The sequence below is a fragment of the Lactobacillus sp. LL6 genome (assembly GCF_007570935.1).
GTDB lineage: Bacteria > Bacillota > Bacilli > Lactobacillales > Lactobacillaceae > Lactobacillus.
Window position 1 is genome coordinate 216,116 of record NZ_VLLR01000002.1, and the last position, 19,402, is coordinate 235,517.

18 protein-coding genes and 1 pseudogene are annotated in these 19,402 nt (G+C 31.4%); 10 read left to right on the top strand and 9 right to left on the bottom strand.

Going from position 1 to position 19,402, the window contains the following annotated elements; all coding sequences use genetic code 11:
* The first annotated feature begins 151 nt into the window (after positions 1–151).
* Together FOD82_RS09400 and FOD82_RS09405 are read left to right on the top strand one after the other, a co-directional pair.
* Positions 152–643 (top strand): flavodoxin, encoded by a 492-nt coding sequence (locus FOD82_RS09400; protein ID WP_144356212.1) that lies wholly within the window; start codon positions 152–154, stop codon positions 641–643.
* Positions 644–817: 174 nt separating this feature from the next.
* Positions 818–1,573 carry a carboxymuconolactone decarboxylase family protein gene (locus FOD82_RS09405; RefSeq protein WP_144356213.1) on the top strand — a complete coding sequence of 252 codons (756 nt, stop codon included), beginning with the start codon at positions 818–820 and terminating at the stop codon, positions 1,571–1,573.
* Positions 1,574–1,927: 354 nt separating this feature from the next.
* Here the strand turns inward: FOD82_RS09405 and FOD82_RS09410 are convergent.
* A pseudogene (locus FOD82_RS09410) lies at positions 1,928–2,215 on the bottom strand (helix-turn-helix transcriptional regulator).
* 341 nt (positions 2,216–2,556) lie between these two features.
* Between FOD82_RS09410 and FOD82_RS09415 the strand changes: the two are divergent.
* The gene (locus FOD82_RS09415) at positions 2,557–3,279 is read left to right on the top strand and encodes a Fic family protein (protein WP_242450227.1); all 723 of its coding nucleotides are present in this window, start codon (positions 2,557–2,559) and stop codon (positions 3,277–3,279) included.
* A 426-nt stretch (positions 3,280–3,705) separates the two neighbouring features.
* Here the strand turns inward: FOD82_RS09415 and xerS are convergent, their stop codons facing one another.
* Complete coding sequence (xerS, locus tag FOD82_RS09420; RefSeq protein ID WP_144356214.1) at positions 3,706–4,833, bottom strand: tyrosine recombinase XerS; 1,128 nt, start codon at positions 4,831–4,833, stop codon at positions 3,706–3,708.
* Between the two features lie 193 nt (positions 4,834–5,026).
* On the opposite strand from xerS, the gene FOD82_RS09425 reads away from it, so the two are divergent.
* From FOD82_RS09425 to FOD82_RS09435, 3 genes are read left to right on the top strand one after another with little or no spacing between them, the layout of a single operon-like run.
* A complete protein-coding gene (locus tag FOD82_RS09425; RefSeq protein ID WP_144356215.1) occupies positions 5,027–5,602 on the top strand; it encodes an NAD-dependent epimerase/dehydratase family protein in 576 nt (191 codons plus the stop codon).
* Positions 5,592–6,017 (top strand): SRPBCC family protein, encoded by a 426-nt coding sequence (locus tag FOD82_RS09430; RefSeq protein ID WP_144356216.1) that lies wholly within the window; start codon positions 5,592–5,594, stop codon positions 6,015–6,017. Before FOD82_RS09425 ends, FOD82_RS09430 begins: the two co-directional genes overlap by 11 nt.
* Entirely contained in the window at positions 6,014–6,472 is a 459-nt protein-coding gene (locus tag FOD82_RS09435; protein ID WP_144356217.1) for an Rrf2 family transcriptional regulator, read from the top strand. Before FOD82_RS09430 ends, FOD82_RS09435 begins: the two co-directional genes overlap by 4 nt.
* A gap of 55 nt (positions 6,473–6,527) precedes the next feature.
* Here the strand turns inward: FOD82_RS09435 and FOD82_RS09440 are convergent, their stop codons facing one another.
* Entirely contained in the window at positions 6,528–7,823 is a 1,296-nt protein-coding gene (locus FOD82_RS09440; protein WP_144356218.1) for an extracellular solute-binding protein, read from the bottom strand.
* Between the two features lie 236 nt (positions 7,824–8,059).
* Between FOD82_RS09440 and FOD82_RS09445 the strand changes: the two genes are divergently transcribed.
* Entirely contained in the window at positions 8,060–8,497 is a 438-nt protein-coding gene (locus FOD82_RS09445; RefSeq protein ID WP_144356219.1) for a hypothetical protein, read from the top strand.
* A gap of 92 nt (positions 8,498–8,589) precedes the next feature.
* Complete coding sequence (gene brnQ, locus FOD82_RS09450) at positions 8,590–9,930, top strand: branched-chain amino acid transport system II carrier protein (RefSeq protein ID WP_144356220.1); 1,341 nt, start codon at positions 8,590–8,592, stop codon at positions 9,928–9,930.
* A gap of 68 nt (positions 9,931–9,998) precedes the next feature.
* Here brnQ and FOD82_RS09455 read toward each other — a convergent pair whose 3' ends face one another.
* The 4 genes from FOD82_RS09455 to FOD82_RS09470 form a co-directional block, all read right to left on the bottom strand.
* The gene (locus FOD82_RS09455; protein ID WP_144356221.1) at positions 9,999–10,997 is read right to left on the bottom strand and encodes an NADP-dependent oxidoreductase; all 999 of its coding nucleotides are present in this window, start codon (positions 10,995–10,997) and stop codon (positions 9,999–10,001) included.
* 232 nt (positions 10,998–11,229) lie between these two features.
* Entirely contained in the window at positions 11,230–11,871 is a 642-nt protein-coding gene (locus tag FOD82_RS09460) for a tyrosine-type recombinase/integrase (protein WP_144356222.1), read from the bottom strand.
* A 359-nt stretch (positions 11,872–12,230) separates the two neighbouring features.
* Positions 12,231–13,046 (bottom strand): Cof-type HAD-IIB family hydrolase, encoded by an 816-nt coding sequence (locus FOD82_RS09465; protein ID WP_144356223.1) that lies wholly within the window; start codon positions 13,044–13,046, stop codon positions 12,231–12,233.
* Positions 13,047–13,217: 171 nt separating this feature from the next.
* A complete protein-coding gene (locus tag FOD82_RS09470) occupies positions 13,218–13,484 on the bottom strand; it encodes a hypothetical protein (RefSeq protein ID WP_144356224.1) in 267 nt (88 codons plus the stop codon).
* Between the two features lie 236 nt (positions 13,485–13,720).
* Between FOD82_RS09470 and FOD82_RS09475 the strand changes: the two genes are divergently transcribed.
* Positions 13,721–14,845, top strand: coding sequence for a low temperature requirement protein A (locus tag FOD82_RS09475; protein ID WP_242450228.1), 1,125 nt, complete (start codon positions 13,721–13,723; stop codon positions 14,843–14,845).
* Between the two features lie 125 nt (positions 14,846–14,970).
* Entirely contained in the window at positions 14,971–16,731 is a 1,761-nt protein-coding gene (locus FOD82_RS09480; protein ID WP_144356225.1) for a 1-deoxy-D-xylulose-5-phosphate synthase, read from the top strand.
* A 176-nt stretch (positions 16,732–16,907) separates the two neighbouring features.
* On the opposite strand, the gene FOD82_RS09485 is transcribed toward FOD82_RS09480, so the two are convergent.
* Both FOD82_RS09485 and FOD82_RS09490 read right to left on the bottom strand, forming a co-directional pair.
* Entirely contained in the window at positions 16,908–17,882 is a 975-nt protein-coding gene (locus FOD82_RS09485; RefSeq protein WP_144356226.1) for an alpha/beta fold hydrolase, read from the bottom strand.
* Entirely contained in the window at positions 17,882–19,396 is a 1,515-nt protein-coding gene (locus FOD82_RS09490; RefSeq protein ID WP_144356227.1) for a sodium:solute symporter, read from the bottom strand. The genes FOD82_RS09485 and FOD82_RS09490 overlap by 1 nt, the downstream gene beginning before the upstream one ends.
* Positions 19,397–19,402 lie beyond the last annotated feature (6 nt).

The following is a 19,402-nucleotide window of genomic DNA, read 5'->3' on the forward strand; positions in this document are numbered from 1 at the left end:
AGGAGAATTAATTTTTTGCTAAAGAAAGGAGTTTTTCCCCCAATATAATTATTAATCATAGTTAATCAGAAGAAAATGATATTTGATTATTTCAAATTTTGCTTATAAAATGTAAGTAAATACAACGATTATACTAATTAGGAGGTAACTTATGAGCAAAACATTACTTTTGTACTTTTCACCGCAAAATCATACTAAACATTATGTTGACTTAGTAGCACAAAAACTAAACGCAGATGTGCATGAAATCAAAGCTAAGATTCATTATACAGTAGAAGACTTGAATTGGACTATTCCCACAACACGTGCCACAGTTGAACAAAAGCAAATGCACGATGGGCGAGTAGATATTGTTGAAGATTTACCAAGTACTCAAGATTACGACACAATTATTTTAGCTCATCCAATCTGGTGGGGAATTCCGCCACGTCTCATTGCTAAAATTATTGATGAACTTGACTTAAATGGCAAGACTTTAGCTATGTTTGCAACTTCAGGAGGTTCAAGTTATGACTGGTCGCAATCAAATATCGAAAGAACAGTAAAGGAAAACAATTATCAAAATGTTGATATTAAAAAAGGAATAGTTTTTAATAATGATAATCAGGTTGATAGTTGGATTGAAGAAAATAGTTTGAACTGAATTTTTAGTAGGGATAATCAAATAGTGATTAGCCCTATATTTTTGTTGTCAACTATAAGTAATAATTATACTGCAGTATTAATTATTAGTATTTTTAATTATTATTAAAAGGATATACACTAAGTCTATAAAAGAAAAACAAATAAAAATCTGATAAAAAAGAAGGTAAAATTTATGACAGAAATTCATCAAACTGCAGGACGAGATAATTTAGGTAAATTTGCTCCGGAATTTGCCCACTTTAATGATGATATTTTATTTGGAGAAAATTGGGCAAATGATGATATTAGCCAAAAAACTCGCTCAATTATTACTATTTCAGTATTCATTGGTAGAGGATTAGTCGATTCATCACTAAAGGCTCACCTTGAAATTGGTAAAAAGAACGGCATTACTCGTAAAGAAATTGCTGCAATTATCACTCATGCTGCTTTTTATGCAGGCTGGCCAGTTGCATGGGGTGCATTTAGATTGCCAAAAGAAGTTTGGAATGAAAATGAAAGTGCAGAAGATGAAAAATCTGCTTATGCTAACAGCATGATTTTTCCAATTGGCGAATCAAATGATGCTTTTGCCAAGTACTTTACTGGAAAAAGCTATTTGGCAGAAGTAACTAAAGCTCCATTTCCAATTCATAATGTTACTTTTGAACCTGGTGTAATTAATCATTGGCATGAACATAAAGCTACTAAAGGCGGCGGTCAGATGCTTATTGCAGTGGGCGGACGCGGTTATGTCCAACTTGAAGGACAAGATCCAGTAGAGCTTCTTCCAGGCGATAGTTTCTTTGTTCCAGCCAATACTAAGCACTGGCATGGAGCTGCTCCTGATTCATGGTTCTCACACTTAGCATTTATGGTTCCTGGAGAAGGACAAGAAAATGTATGGTATGAGCCTGTTGATGAAGATTTTTATAAGAATTTGAAATAATAAAAACCATATTCCGATAGAATTTCGAAATATAGTTTTAAGGTAGTCTATTTATAATATGTTCTAATTTTAGGGTTCATATCAGCACTTTAATGCGAACTATTACATTTATAGTTTAGTTGAATTCTTTTTTAGAAATTCAGTAACCTTAATCATTACATGTTCAGAATCGGGAGAGTTTGTAACGTCTAGTACAAATTCTCCCATTTTTGTACCTTAATATTTTTATTTAAACGACTTGCAGAAGAGTTTCCATTTTTTATCCTTCTTTCTTGTATATACATACGTAGCAATAATTTTAATTGAAATATTTAATCGCTTAATGAGTATTTTAAAAAGAACTTAATTAAAAAACTAATTATCTTTTTGAAATATCACTTTAGTGATTCTTAAAATTTTATCAACATAAATTTTATTCAAAACACTGATTGATACATTCATTTTTTCACTTTCAATTCTTGCAATTGTTGATTATGGCTTATCTACTAGTTTAGCAAATTCATGCTGTGTCATACCAAGTTTATCTCGAAGGTTACGCACCTTAACTGCTATTTGTAATTGTTGATTTTCTTCTTTGTATTTCTTAGCAAAAACAATACTTTGCTTCTTACGTTTAGTAATATATTGATCAATTTTACTCATGTCGATTTTTCCTTTCATATGTATCACGCCTTTACAAAGCCTTAGTGATAATTTAGTTATATATCTCACTTATTCGGTGTAAGCGAAAAGCTGACAAATAATTTTAAACCTTTAAACCAGTCTATATAATTGAAAATACTGTTAGGACTGATTAGGATAAATATATTTATATAAGCACCTAATGATTTTATTGTATTTAGGTGCTTATGTAAATGCAATAATTATCGTTAGGGCTTTTTTCCACCTAAATTGTACTTAATACGTTACCTTCAGGGCTGCTTTCTATATAAAAGTTGAGTATTATAAAGTTAGATAGTAATAAAGAAGTACAGGGGAAAGATATGATTAATAATGAAGATAAACTGTCAAATTTACGTAAGGAGATTGATAAATATCGCTCTTTAGATAAACAACAATCAGATTTGTTAAATCAGGATATTCGTATTGAGCATGTTTGGTCGTCTAATGCAATTGAAGGCAGCAAACTAGGCAGATTCGAAATAGAAGAAATAATTAATAGGGGTGTAACTAGTGGTGGAGAATCTATTAGAGATATTTTAGCTGCATTAGATTTAGCTCAAGCTTACGACTACACGCTTGATTTAGCTAATAGAGATGCCTCTTTAACTCAAATCATCATACGAGACATAAATAAAATAGTCCTAACCAAGTCTAATCCAGAGTGGGGCGGTATATATAGAGAAGTTGAAGTTCATCCTGCTGGAGTTAAATTTAGCCCTTATGCTGAACCATTTGATATTGAACCAAAGATGAATGACTTAATAGACTGGTCTAGAACTGCTAAGGATACTTTGCATCCTGTCAAATATGCTGCAGACTTGCATTTTAAGTTTGTAACGATACATCCATTTAGAGATGGAAACGGTAGGACTGCTAGATTATTAATGAATTTTGCGTTAGCAGAAAAAGGCTATCCAGTTATAAACATTAAGCCAGACAAAGAATCAAGAGATGATTATCTAAATATTCTTTTAGATGGTCAAAAGAACAATGACCCATCTAGATTTGAAGAGCTTGTTGCAAATACAGTGAAGAAACGTTAGAAAAGCGTGTCAGCATTCTTCAATTAAATGAAAAGAATATTGCTGATGCAAAAAAGCAAACTAACTTAACTAAGGATGAAATAAATAATCTAAGAAAAGGCAATAATTAACAGGTTTTAAAAATGAGTAAATGAAAAAGCAACTTTAAATCAACAATAGTAAGATTTAAAGCTGCTTTATTTGATATAATAATGATAGTGCAGGTCAGAAATTTCGCCTTCCTAATTTGAACAAATAGGTGACCAATTACGGAAACTTTTTGTTTATGTGCTGGTTGGCAGTGCCTCGCACGCACTGGGATAGTAGCACTAAAGCTAATTTCTCAACCTAACTATCGATAATAATTATCTTTAGGCAAATTAATTATAGCATGAATTAGCTATCCAAGAAAGCCAATCAACTTTTGTTGATTGGCTTTTGTAATTTTCATTTGTTCTTCAAATACTTAACATGAACTTGTTTTTCACCGATATGGCTTAAATCATTATGAAGCTTATCTTCACCTAAGTGAGTATATAAGTCAGTAGCAGAAGTACTAGTTTGACCTAATTGCTCGGAAACTGCAACAATGTCCTTATTTTGTTCATAAAGTTCAGTTCCCAAAGTATGGCGGAACTTGTGAGGAGTAGAAGGACGACCGTAAGCTTGAGTGTATTTCTTTACCATACGCTGAATAGACCTTGTAGTAAGTCTAGTTGCTTTTCCTTTAATTGGAGTTACAAATAGGGCTTTTTCATCATCAGAAGCATTATAGCGCTTGCTCCTGATACTTAAATATTGCTCAAGGTAGGGAATAGACCAAGGGACAATGCCAACAGTGTCTGCATGATTTCCTTTTCTGATCATTGATACTTGACCGTGAGTATCAGTTAATTTTAAGTCTTTTAAATTTAAACTAACTAATTCTGAAACTCTCAATCCTGATGCTAAAAGAAGGGCAATTATTGCTAAATCTCGTTCTTTATCACGTTTGAATTTACTTTTAGCTTGTGGAGTTTTTATTATTTTTTCGTAATATTCATCTATAAAAGCTAACAGATCTTGTTCTCGGCCAACAAATAACTGGGATTCAATTTTTTTATGGCGATAGTTAAGAGTAGCAGTATCTTTCTTCATCTTTATTTTTGCCATGGGATTATATGCTAAATATGGCTTGCGTGATGGACCAACTTCGGATTCCTCACAAAGATACCTAAAGAAAGATTTTAGGGCGCTGATAGTGTGATTTATGGTTCCTGTGGTTGGTAATGTACCATAAAAGGTTTCGGTAGTGCTTAATGAATAAATGTAATTGTTTATATCCATAGTGTCTAATTTAGTTAAAGTATCAATAGTAATATCTTTATTAGATAATGCTGCAGATAACGGTTCAGTATAATCAGGATTAGTATGTGTGCGCAGCCATGTAAAAAAGCTGTTGATTTCTAATAAATACATTGCATTAGTAGTTGGTTGAGTATCTATTTTATGAGTATCATAAAAGTTTCTAACAAAGTCAGGAAGTTCCGATAAACGCTTAGTAATTTGTTTTTGACTCATTTCTTTAATTTGCATAAATTTCACCTTAATTATTGAAAATAGGGCATAAAATACCGATTTACAAAGTGTCGCATAATAGGAGTATTGCGACACTTACTATAGTGTAACATACCTTGTGTGCTATTTATGATTTATAATAATATATTCGTTGCTTTTTATTATCTTAGGATATATAATGGCTTAAAATGCTTTAAAGGAGAATTATAGTATGACAAATATTGTATTATTAGGTGGAAATGGATATATCGGTAGAAATGTATCTCAAGAATGGATTTCACAAGAATCCGAGGCTAATTTATATATAGTTTCTCGTTCGGGAAAAAATCAACTTTTATATCCACAAATTACTAATATCAAAGCTGATGTAACTAACTTTGAAGAAGTTAATAAAAAACTTCCTCAAAAAATTGATTATATTATTGACTTTATTGGTGCTCCTGAAAAGAATCCAGAAAAATTTAAGCAAATCAATGATTTACCTGCTGAAGTTATGCTAAGAATTGCTAAAGAACATCATGTTAAGGCTATGGGTTTTATTGGCGGAGTTTTAGGTGATAAGGCATTTGTTCAAGGTAAAAAGAAAATTGAACAAATGCTCAGACAAAGCGGTATTAGATTAGAAGTTGTTTCTCCTACTCTAGTTTATGGTAATGGTAGAAAAGACACCTTAAGTAAAATGGTACCATTTCTTAAATTTATGGGATTGTTTTCTAAAAAGTTTAAACCAGTTAATGTTAATACTGTAGCTAAAGAATTAGTAAATAAAATGCGTTATGGTAACTAAAAAAGTACAAATTAGTCAAATTATTAATAGACCTATTTCGAAAGTTTTTGAATGGTTTTATCATTCTGAAAATTTTATTACTTCTCCTATTGTCTTTAAATCTAATTGGGTTGAAGGAAAATGGGACAAGAATAGTGAGCGCGAGATAATAATGCTGGCAGGCTGGTATCATGAAAAAATTACTGCAATCAAAAAAGATAATTTTATTCATTATCGAGTTCAAAAGTCTTTTCCCAATGTAAAACAAGACTTTACTGAAATTAAATTTCTTCCTATCCACAATACTACGAAGGTAATTTGGACTATTGAAATCGGAATGCCTACTCAATTTTTAGCAAATATTGCTGGTCAAATAGCTAAAACACTTTATGCTACAATAATGACAGCAGCTAAAAGAAAGTTGGAAAAACAATGAAAGTAAATAAAAGCGTTGAACAAGCTACTTATGTATTATTGATGCTTGCTTTGCAACAAAATCATACTCCCCTCAAAAGTCGTATTCTTAGTGAAAAACTTCAAGTTTCGGATTCTTATCTTAAAAAAATTTTGATGAAAATGAAAAATAAGGGTCTTATTACAGCCATTTCAAGTAAAAATGGTGGTTATCAATTAGCTCGTCCCATTGATGAAATTAGTCTTAAAGATGTGTTTTTCGCATTAGATTTGAATAAAGATCCTTATGATTTTAACCATCTCTCCTATCATGTTTTTCCTGATAAAAAGCATGTTAAGGAAAGCGAAGATAAGTTATACTCTGTTATAGATAAAGCTTTTGATAAGTTTTATGCAGAGCTTGATAACTTTAAATTGTCTGATTTACTTATAGATGGAAATTATCAAAATGGTATACTTGATTGGAATTTAAAATAATTTATAACAAAAATCCTAGTCTCATCACTATAGAGACTAGGATTTTTAATTATAATTATTGCTTCCAAGCAGCATCAAACTTAGATTTACCAGTGTTAATTGCGTTATTAACATTTTGTCCTTTTTGAGCAACTGAGAAAATGTTTTGTAAAATACTATCTAATTGTGAGTAAGCAGCATTTGAATTCTTTTCTACCGGAACACTGTATAAATGCTTCATTGCACTTTCAAGCTTAGCAGGAAGCTTGATATTCTTATTGGACTTGTATTCACTTGATTTAATTGCTGCATTATTAACTGGGATATAGCCAGTAGCATTTGCCCATTTAAGCTGACTTGATTTAGATACTAAGAACTTCATGTACTTAAATGCGGCAGCTTTTTGGTCAGCACTTGCATGATTAAACATGTAGATATCTGTACCTTGTTGCATGGTATATTTACCTGGACGAGCAGCTACATCATAAGTAAATTTATCGCCAACACTTTGCTTAACATATCCTTCACCAGCAGAAGTACCAATATACATTGCTACTTTTTCGTTAGCAAAAGGACCTGATAAGTAATGTGCAGAGCCTGCAACTCTAAAGTACCCCTTCTTAATACCATCAGCATAATAATTGATTACTTCTTTAGAAGTATTGCCAGCAAAGTCGACTTTATTTGAGAAGTTGATTCCCTTATCTTTCATACTAAGAACGTAGTAATTGGCAAGGGAATCAAAACCAGCACCGACAACTTTATGATTACTCTTTTCATAAATAGTCTTAGATACTTCTGCAAGCTCCTTCAGAGTAGTTGGAGCTTTTTTAATGCCATATTTTTTAAACATATCCTTGTTATAAGTTAAAGTTTCAATTGATTTGTTAAAAGGAATGCCGTATTGAGTATTATTGATTTTAGCACCATCAAGCAATTCTTGGCGAATATCTGATTTTTCAGCGCTTCCCCAACCTACATTTTTGTTATTGATATATGGAGTCAAATCAACAAGCATCTTGTTCTTAGATGCATTGTATAACCAACCTGGATATGCTTGAGTAATAGTTGGTAAATTATTTGGAGATTGCAAGGTTGAGTTGATTTTTGCTTGAAGGTCAATATAAGAGCCTTGATTTTCTAACTTAATATTGATTTTTGGGTTTTCTTTTTCAAACTCTTTAGTCAACTTTTGTAAAGTAGCTAATTGTCCGCCATGCATCCCATGCCAAAATACCACATTAGTCTTTTTAGTGATTTTTGCTGGAATCTTAGTAGATTCAGAACTGCTTCCACCCTTAGAACAAGCAGCAGTTCCTACTAAAGCTAAACCTGCAATTGCTGCAACAATAGTTTTTTTACCAAAACGCATTAAATAAATCCTCCTCAAATGAATAACAAGTTCTTGATTTTTATTTCATACAACCACAAGATATTGTGGTTAAAATCAAAATGCGTTTTTTATTTTACGGTAAATCTAACAAAAACACAAATAAATTTTTTAAAAAATTTGTACTTTAATCTTGCATAGAAACCTTAAATATTGTTGCTCAAAGCAATCTGCTCAACTATAATAATTCATATCTAAAATTAGAAAAGAGCAAAATTATGGAAATTGAAAAAGTTGATAATTTTTATCGAATTTTGGCATATGCTGATACAATAGACTTAAATAATCTCTCTCCTGTTGAATTTGCGACACTTTACTTAGTTAAATATAAATATCAAAATTCTCATACAGCTAATAATATCCAATTACCTCATGATGAGTTGAGCTTAGAATTAATGCTTGAATATATAAATCTAACTGAAGCAAATTCTCCAGTAGATCAAGAGTTTGTTAAGAATAATCAAGACTTGATAAACTTATTAAGTGAAAATAAAGAAGATTCTCTAACTTTAGCTTTAAGTATGGGAATTGAGATATTCGATTTGATGAATTTGTTTTGGCAACTTAAGAAAATGGGGCTTTTTGATATTAGATATGATTTTACTAGCGAAAGTCTTCATGTAACTCCTACTTCTAAGCTAAAAACAATTGACTAAGCTTATTAGATTCTGTATTCTAAAAATAATAAAAACGTCTCTAGTCTAGAGGCGTTTTTTAAATGAATTATTTATAAAAAAGGAAGTTGAATATGTCTGATTCAAAACTAACAGTTAAAAAGATGCTGATTATTGCATCTTTGATCTTTGGGATGCTGTTTGGTGCAGGGAACCTAATCTTTCCGGTGCATTTAGGACAGCTTGCAGGTAATAAGTGGTTAGCTGCTAGCGGAGGATTTATTACTTCAGGAGTACTATTACCACTGTTAGCATTGCTAGCCATTAGTGTTACACGTTCAGATGGTATCTATGAATTAGCTAGACCGATTGGAATTAAATATGCCTCAATCTTTTTAATTTGTGTTCATGCTACAATGGGACCTTTTTGTGCAACACCCAGAACTGCTACTGTCCCTTATGAGATTGGCTTTGCTCAACATTTTTCTGCTAGCGCTAATAAAATTGGTCTAATAATTTTTACGGCTATATTTTTTATTGTTGTATATGCTTTATCCGCAACTGAAGCTAAAATTACAGATCTTATTGGAAAAATTTTGAATCCAATTTTTTTAGTAATGCTATTCGTAATTTTCGCATTAGCATTTATTAAGCCGATGGGAAATGCTCAATCATCTATTGCCACTGCAGCATATAGTAATGGTGCTTTTGCAAATGGTTTTTTGCAAGGTTATAACACAATGGATTGTTTAGCAGCATTAATATTTGGAATTACAATTATTACCTCAATTAAAGAACTAGGAATTACCAAGCAAAAAGATATTTCTTTAGCAACTATTAAAAGTGGTTTTTGGGGCATTTTTGCTATTGCAATTCTTTACCTATGTTTAGTATGGATGGGAGCAACTAGTCTTCATCAGTTTAAATTGGCAGCTAATGGGGGTACTACTTTAGGGCAAATCTCTTATTATTATATGGGTATTGCTGGTAATGCATTATTAGCAACCTTGACAACTATTACCTGTTTAACTACTGCTATGGGACTTGCGGTATCATTTGCCCAAGACTTTAATCAGCGTTTTCCCAAATTATCTTATAAAACTTGGCTTGCACTTAATTGTGGTTTATCGTTTTTAGTAGCTAATATGGGGCTTGATACTATTATTACTTGGTCAAAGCCTATATTAATGCTTCTTTATCCTCTTGCAATAACTTTAATATTAGTAGCAATTGCTTCTCCATTATTTAAATCAAGTCCAATTGTTTATCGTATAACTACTATCTTTACGATTGTTCCAGCTGTTTTTGATATGATGAATGCTACTCCAGAAGCAATTCATCAGATGAGTTTTGTTCAGCACATGGTAAGTTTTGCTCAACAATATTTCCCATTCTTTAATTTAGGGCTTGGCTGGCTTAGTTTTGCTTGTATTGGTTTTGTTTTAGGAATCATTATTTATCACATAAGAAAATAGTCATTAAACATCAAAAAAAGGATTGTGTCATATCATTGATACAATCCTTTTTTATATTTCATATATAATTACATTTTGATAATAACTTTACCATCAGTATGGCCTTGGGCAATTCTATACAAAGCTTCACCATATTCGTCAAGTGAATAAATATCACCGATTGCAGGATGAATTTTCATTTCTGTTAAAACTTTAGCAGCTTGAGCAAGTTCACTACCACAAGAGTTGACAAAGATAAAGTAATAATGTTGATGCTTTTGTTTAGCTAAGTGATCGATTCTGGCACCTAAAATGCTAAAGACAATAGTTTGACCATGAGCTAGCCCTACTCTTTCAGCATATTTCTTATCAGGCACACCTTTAAGAGAAACAATAGTGCCACCTGGCTTCAAAAGCCTCATTTCATCCTTCAAAGCTTTGCCGCCTAAGCCGTCAATAATGTAATCAACTTGGGAAACAACATCACTAACCTTTTCAGTCTTATAGTCAATAAAGGTTGTTGCACCTAAATCTTTAACTTGTTGTTCATGAGCAGGGTTCCCACTTACAATAACTTTATATCCGCGATGAACAGCGAGTGGAATAGCCATTTGACCAAAGCCACCGGTTCCTGCTGAAATAAATAAGGTATCACCTGGCTTACCATGAAGCTTGTTTAAAGCTTGTACTGCGGTTAAAGCATCTAGTGGCACAGCTGCGGCTTCTTCATCAGTAAGATAGTCAGGGACTTTAGCTAAAGCATGTTTATTAATAACTGCTTGTTGCGCAAAAGAACCAATCTTCTTAATTGGCATTCTTGCAAATACACGGTCTCCGACTGAAAACTCTGTAACGTTTGCGCCAATTTTCTTGATGACACCTACAAATTCATTCCCCATTGTTTGAGGAAGCTTATATGGTAATAAAAACTTTAAATCACCACGAGCAATCATATTGTCAACTGGATTAACACCAGCTGCGGTAATTTCTACTAACACGTCATTTAATCCTAAGTCTGGAAGTGTAATATCTTCAAGCTTCATCTTAGGGTATCTCTTATTATATTTAAGTAATTGTACTGCTTTCATAATTTTCGCCTCGTTGTATTTAACCTTACATGTCCAACATAGTCGAGACAAAGAATTAAGTCAATTAAATAGACTTGTTATAGATTAATTTCTATAAAAATTATGATTTGCAAATTGTTTTTTTACATAATTTTTATTATCGGGATTATTTATCAAAAATTAACAAACGTATATAAATTATTATTTTAAAAATATAAAGATTGGTCTAATTGTTTTGAACAATTAATTACTATTATCCAAAATCAATCATATCTAAAATATTTTCTCGTTCTTCTTGATCAAGTCCCAAATATGCCAAAGTCATTTGTTCAGAGCTATGATTGAGAAGCTTCATAACTAATGCAATATTATGATTTGTTTGCTGATAGACGCGATATGCTCCAGTTTTTCGCATAGTGTGAGTACCAAGGTAATCAATGTTTAAGTTTTTACCAACTTTGTCCATTATTTTCCAGTATTGACGACCGTCAATATGTTTTTCTGCATGATAAACACTAGGAAAAAGCCACGGACTAGTAAAAACATTTCCATTAAATGAGGGATGCTTATAACGCGGTATACTGCGTGTCTTATTTTGAAAGCTTTCAAGCCAATCAAAATATTCTTCTAAGTCTTCTTGAACAGGCTTTAAGTATAATATGTTACGTTTTTTAGTCTTTTTATCGATTGTATAAGCGTTTCTTTTAACACGTCCGCGCTCATCAAACACATCGCTTTTCTTAAGACTTAAGACATCACTTACTCTAAGGAGAGTAGCTTTACCTACTTGAAAAATTGTGTAATCCCTTTTCCCTGTACCTTCATTATTTAAAAGTTCTTGTTGAACAGATTTCAAAACCCATGAATCTTTAATTGGTTTAACTTCTTGCTTCATATTCTTAAATCGTTCCTTTTTATTTTCTTATTATAGAGAGTTATAATTTTTTATATTAAAATTATATCATCCTAATAAATTACAATCTAGTTAATCCCTTGTAATATCAAGGTTTTTATAAAATTTATAGGGCGTTATAATATAGAAATAACTCCCTAAATTTGATAAAAATAAAAGAATTAAGACTAAAATAGTTCTTAATTCTTAAATTTGCATTCTATGAATCAAAACAATCACTTATTAGTCAATTTAAATGAACTTGACCTTAGAATTGCGCTGTCAGCATATATTAAAAAATAGTTGTTTTATTACCAAACAAAAAATGTTTTAGGTCAAAATACTTTATTTTCCAGAATTTTTTATTTTTCATTAGTTAAATACTCTCTCAAAGTTTGGAAAACTCCATCCTCAGTATTTGCTGGTGCAATAAACTTAGCATGTTTTTTAACTTCATCCATCCCATTATCCATTGCATAGGAATACTTAGCTAAATCAAGCATTGAAATGTCATTTCCACTATCACCAAAGGCAATTAAGTCATCTCCAGTTAAATCAAGATCAGCTAAAAGTTCTTTTAAGCCATTGCCCTTACTTACGCCATATGCATTAACATCAATTGCCCATTCTGAAGAAGCAAAGAATGAAAAAATATTGCCGTATTTAGCACTAAAGTCGTGCTCAATTTCTTTAGCAAATTTACTCTTATAGTGGAAAGTCATTTGAATAATTCCATCATCTGGCAAATCATTCCAATCATTAAGTTCTTGCAAATTTCCAGCAAAGTAAGCTAAAAACTTTTTGGTTTCTTCAGGGGCATCACTATTGATGAAAGCAGTATTACGTTCAAAAACTACTGTTGGCAACTTGCCATATTTTTGATAAACAAAATCGATTAGTTTAAGAACATCACTTTTTTTCATTTCAGTAACTTGAGCTTCTTTGTCATTAACTAAGATTCTAGCTCCATTAGTAGTTACAAAGTCCATTCGTTTATAAAAATCAGCAAAATCCTTTTTAAGTCTTGCATATGGTCTGCCCGATGAAACTATAAAACTAATATTTTTATTTTCTAATTCTGTTAAAATCTTGTCAAATTCTTGATGATTATATTCTCGCTTATCATCTAAAAATGTTCCATCCATATCTACAGCTACAGCCTTAAATGGTAAAGTCATTAGCAACCTCTTCCTACAAACAATTTATAAAATACACTATACATTTAAGCATATTTATAAGGACGTTGCCAATAATTTATCCAAAATAAAAACTTTGCAATAAGTTAAAACCTAATGCAAAGCTTTTTGAAGCAGTTCAAAACTATAAATCTAATTGAAGCTTTTTCAGGATTAATTAGATGATGAAATTTTACGATAACCGAAGTAAAACTGGACACATGCAAGAACCACGTTAATCCAATTCAACCAAATAAAGCAATTTGCAAGAGTATTTGCATCGTGACTTACGCCATAAAATACCCAAAAGCCAATAATAATGCAGGCTACGTTGATCCAAGCAAATGTACGTTGATAAATTTGCTTGTTAAGTACAAACCACATCCAAATAACGTTTACAACAAACCAAATTAATAGAACCCAAAATACAAATGAGAACATTTTAATAACCCTCTTTCAATATAGAAACAAAAGTTTTTTCATATGCTTCATTCTTATTGTTGGTCATTATGCGTTAGAATTCAAAGAAAATGTATTATTATATATTATTTCATGTGATAAATTGACACTTAATTGTTAAAAGTTATTATAGGGATGATTTAAAGTTTTAATAAAAGAAGGTAAAATTAAAATGAGTGAAAAACGAGTTTAATTATTTATAGAAAGCGTTCAAAAAATTGATTCAAGCACTTAAAGAAAAACATGTTTCAAAAATTGCATTATTTTATGATTTAGTTTTTGTTTATATGATTTCTAAAACTACAGAAATTATTCACCATATTCACCATGGAATGGTTTCACCAGTTACTTTTGGATTATTTGCAATTATTGTTTTAATATTCATTAGTTCTTGGATTGTCCAAACAATATTTACCAATCGTTATGGAAAGTCTAGTTGGAGTGATATTTTCTTTTATTTTTTAGATATGATGATTTTATTATTTATGTCTAATTCATTTGATAGTAATAATTTAAAAGAGATGCGCGTTTTATTTGTTTCTGCAGGATTATTATCTTTAACATTAGCTACTCATTATCTAATTACTTACTTCCAAGTAAAAAACAAAATAGATAAAAAAATTACTATTACTTATTTTAAATTTCTAATAATAAGAGCAATTTGCTTATTTATTGGTGGAACTTTGGATAATATGGTAGGATTTTTAGTTGCAATTGCAGGATTGCTCTTAAGCTGGATTATGCCAAGTTTAATGAAAAATTATACCCTAAAACATCCAATTATCTTTTCTCACTTTTTAGAAAGACTAAATTTGCTAATTATTATCATTTTCGGTGAAACTATTATTGGAACAGCGGATTATTTTCGACCACAAACTTTATCAATCTATTCTATTTTTATTTTTATAATTGTAGCTGGCTTGTTCTTGGCGTACGTATTACAATTTGATTGGTTAATTAACGAAGATCAAAAAGATGATACCGGAAATTTACTAATATACTTACATTATTTCATAATTTTTGGAATTAGTTTATTGACTGTAAGCTTAAAATTTATTCATGAAGAAGAAGCCAATTCTATTTTTGCTGTAAGCTGTTTATATTGTGGGATGTTATTGACTTACTTAGGTTTGTTAATTGCAAGTCACTATAATAAAAAAATATATCCACTAAAATTGAAAACAGTTTTAATATTTTTACTCACCGTTCTATTTGGATATGGAATTTGTATCTATAATTCTAGTTTTGAAGTTATTACTATTACCACTTGTTTAGTAGTTATTGTTAATAGTGCATATCTTTCTAAATTAGCTTTAAGCGGTAGAAAAAATATTAATATTTAAATTTGCATTGCATTAAGCAATGCTTTTTTATTATAGATTTTAATAAGGTATAAATATTTGAAAAAATTATTTATCGAAATTACACTTAGTAAGTAACAGAGTGAAAATAGAAAGAAGCTAATTATATGAATACTCATGCAGATTACTTATTAAATAAAATTCATTCACCAAAAGATTTAAAAAATTTGGCTCATAATGATTTAAAGAAACTTGCTAAAGAAATTAGAAATTTAATTCTTGAAAAAGATGCTGCAGAAGGTGGTCATTTAGGTCCTGACTTAGGGATTGTAGAAGCTACAATTGCTTACCACTATGTATTTAATGCACCTAAAGATAAAATTGTTTGGGATGTTAGTCATCAAACTTATCCTCATAAGATGCTTACAGGACGAGCACTTGCATGGCTTGATTCAAAGCATTATAAAGACGTTACTCCATATACTAACCCCGATGAAAGCCCTTATGACTATTATGCAATAGGTCACACTTCCACTTCTGTTGCTTTAGCTACGGGGATGGCACGTGCACGTGATATGCAAGGAGGACATGAAAATATTGGCGCTCTTATTGGGGATGGTTCCTTAACTGGAGGACTTGCTTTTGAAGGTTTTAATAATGCTGCTGATGAAAAACATCAACTTTTAATGATTGTTAATGATAATCAAATGTCAATTGATGATAATGTTGGTGGTGTTGTAACTGCCCTTAAGAAACTTCGCGATTCCAACGGTAAAACAAAAGATAATCCATTTACTGCTATGGGATTAGATTATAAATATGTGGCAGATGGAAATAGCATTAAGGCAATGATTGAAGCTTTTGAAGCGGTTAAAGGAATTGACCACCCTCTTGTATTGCATATTAATACTTTAAAGGGTAAAGGTTATCAACCAGCTATTGATCATAAAGAAGCTCATCATTGGGTATTACCATTTGATTTAAAAACTGATAAAACAACTGTTCCAGCTCCTAAAATTCCTAATGTATCATCTGTAACCTTGGACGTGTTAAAAAAGCATATTGAGAATAAAGAGGACATTTTAGCAATTAATGCTGCTATTCCTGGAGTTTTTGGTTTAGATGAAATTAAAAAGAATTATCCTGATAATTATAAAGATGTCGGAATTGCAGAACAAGAATCTGTTGCCTTTGCAGCGGGCGCTGTTAAAGAAGGAATTACACCTGTTTTATTTGAAAATTCTACTTTTTTACAACGTGCATATGACCAACTTTCTCATGATGTTGCAGCTAATAACTTGCCAGTAGTAATGATTGTAGCCGGTGGAGGAATTAGTTCGCAATCAAAAACTCATCTTGGAATTTTTGATAATACTATGATTTCTAACCTACCTAATTGGCAGTATCTGGCCCCTACTACTCTTAATGAACTTAAGTCAATGCTTGAATGGGCAATCAAACAAAGAAATCAGCCTGTTGCAATTAAATGGCCTGTTAAATCAGTCCCTGAGGGCAGTATTGTAAATGAGGATTATAGTCAAATTCATTATGATGTTGAAGGTGGCTCAAAGGTTGCAATTATTGGTTTAGGAGACTTTTATGAGTTAGGTCAAAAAGTTCGCGCAGGTTTAAATGAACGAGGAATTGATGCTAGTTTAATTAATCCAAAATCAGCTTCAGAATTAGATATTTCTACTCTTGAAAGTCTAAAGAAAAATCATGAATTGGTTATCACACTTGAAGATAATGCTATTGATGGAGGTTTGGGTCAAAAAATTGCTAGTTTCTATGGCCCAAGTAAAATGATGGTCAAAAATTATGGTGCTAAACGTGAATATACCGATAATGTGCCTACAGCTTTAATATATAGACGAAATCATTTGGAAGTTAAGCAGATTGTTGATGAAACAATGGGTATTTTAAATTAAGATAGAAAAACTCATCTCCTGGGGGAGATGAGTTTTTTATTTATTAAAATTTAGTAACAAGCTATTAATTTTCAATAAAAAAGCTTTTTTATTGAAAATTTCACAAAAAAACAAGTTCATTTCTGTCTTATTTTTAATCGACAGTTTAATGAACTTGTTTTTATATAAAGATAATTTTAAGGATGTGTTGGAAAACTAGTGCCAAATAACCAGTTAAATGCTAAATTATCAAATTCTACATGCATGTCTTCATGACCATATTCTGGCATAATTTTATGTACCTTTTTACTTTTTATTCGATTGAATATTGCATACTGAGTCGAAGGAAAACATACATTATCTTCAAGTCCAGTTACCATTAATACTGGACATTTAATTCTATGAGCGAAATTCTTAACATCTATATAAGATAAAGTATTAAGTAGTTCATTTTCAGTATCATGATAAGGATCATAAAATTTAAAATATCTAAACAATTCATCATAGGCATCACTTTGATTGCCTAGTTCAAGCACTCTCTTGAAATCTGATAAAAATGGATATTGACTTACTACTTTACTGATTTTAGGATTTAAGGCAGCCGCAATTAATGCTAAAGCCCCTCCTTGGGAACCTCCATAACTATAAAGATGGCTAGTATCAACTAAATTATCATCAAAGTCAGAAACAATTTCAATCAAAGTATAAACATCTAGATAAATATCCTTATAAAAGAGATGTTCCTTACCTTGAACGGCTCCACGAATTATATGTCCCTTGACAGTATTTCCATTAAAAGTTGAATTATCAATTGACTTTCCTTGTTGTCCTCTAACATCCATTGCTACAACTGCTACTCCAGTTGGCGCAAACTGTAATAAAGTAGCCCAATCTGGAGATTGTCCCATATAACCATGAAAATAAAACACAACGGGTACTGGTTTTTTGCATTTAGGAAAAATACATTTTGCATATACAGTTCCATTATTAGAACCTTTAAAGTATAAATCGAAAAATTCTAACTCTTTTAACCCAAATTTATGCGTTACTATTTTGTAAGGCACATTTTCAATATTAGCTAGTTGCTTATCCCAGAACTTATCAAAATCATCAGGAGCTTCCATTCTGCCTAAATAGTTACACATTTCTTTAACTGTCATCGTATCCTTCATTATTCTAATTCCTCCTGAGCGCTAACCTTATCTTTGATTGTTCTTGCAGTTAAACCAGTAATATCATGGTTGTATTGCGGAGTCATCAAGCCAACTATCCAGCTAATTAAATACGATAAAACAAATGATACACATGGAGTCACAAAGGTTGAAACATTTAAGGTTTGAATCCAGTAAGTAATTGCAGCACTTAAAATAACAGCAACCACTACACTAAATCTATTAGCTGATTGGGTAAATATCCCAGCAGCAAAAATACCTGCAATTGGAACACCAAATAAACCAGTAACGGTTAAGAACAAATTCCAAGTTTGTGATGCATCCCCCATTAACAAGTAAATTGCAATTGATAAACTGATTACACCAGCAATAATAATTATCCAACGAGCTAAAGCAACATCACTGATATTTTTAAACTTATTATTGAAAAATCTCTGCTTAAAGTCAGTAATAGCACAAGAAGAAATCGCATTTAAACTTGAAGCAATCGTAGATTGTGCTGCCGCAAAAATACCTGCGATAATTAAACCAGCTAGTCCTGCAGGAATTTCTTTAATTACAAAATAAGGTACAACGGCACTAGTATTAAAACCTTTAGGCAAAGTTCCATTCGTATGATAGAAACAATAAAGCAAAGTTCCCATTCCAAAGAATAATGGAATAGTAATCAAAGCTAATACCCCATTAGTCCATAATGACTTAGCAGTTGCTTTTAAACTTGGTGTGGTCTGGTATCTTTGAACAACATCTTGACTAGCTGTATATTGATACATACTATTAAAGAATTGGCCTGCAAAAATTAAAGGAATAAATTTTGCTAAATCGCTTGGATTCCAATCAGCAGCTGAAAAGAATTTATGGTTAGCCACAGCAATATCTGCAACATGTCCTAATCCTCCAGTATGAATAATAGCCATAATACAAATTAATAATGCACTTCCAAGTAATAAAAAGCCTTGTATTACATCTGTCCAAATAACCCCTTCAATACCACCAAGAAAGGCGTAAATGATACACAAACCGCCAACGCCTACAGCAATCAATATTGGATTAATATTTGAAACTGAAGTAATGGCTAAAATTGGTAAATAGATAACAATCGCTACGCGACCAATATGATATAACATAAATAATCCACTACCTAGGGCTCTCATAACAGGACCAAATCTTTTTTCAAGATATTCATAAGCAGTAGTTACTTTCAACTTTCTAAAAAACGGTACATAATATGCAATTAATATTGGAACAATTACAAAAATTGTTAAACTCCCAATTGCATATCCCCAGTCAGTTAAAAAAGACTGTTCAGGCGTTGACATAAAAGTAATTGCACTCAACGTTGTAGCCCAAATACTAAACCCGGCAGCCCAAGCAGGAATTCTGCCATCAGCTTTAAAGAAAGAATCAGTACTTTTACTTGCTCTTTTAGTAAAGTAAGCACCAACTCCCAACATTGCTAATAAATAAGCACATAGAACTATCCAATTCCACATACCAAAACCAGTTTTCGTCATCAGTTT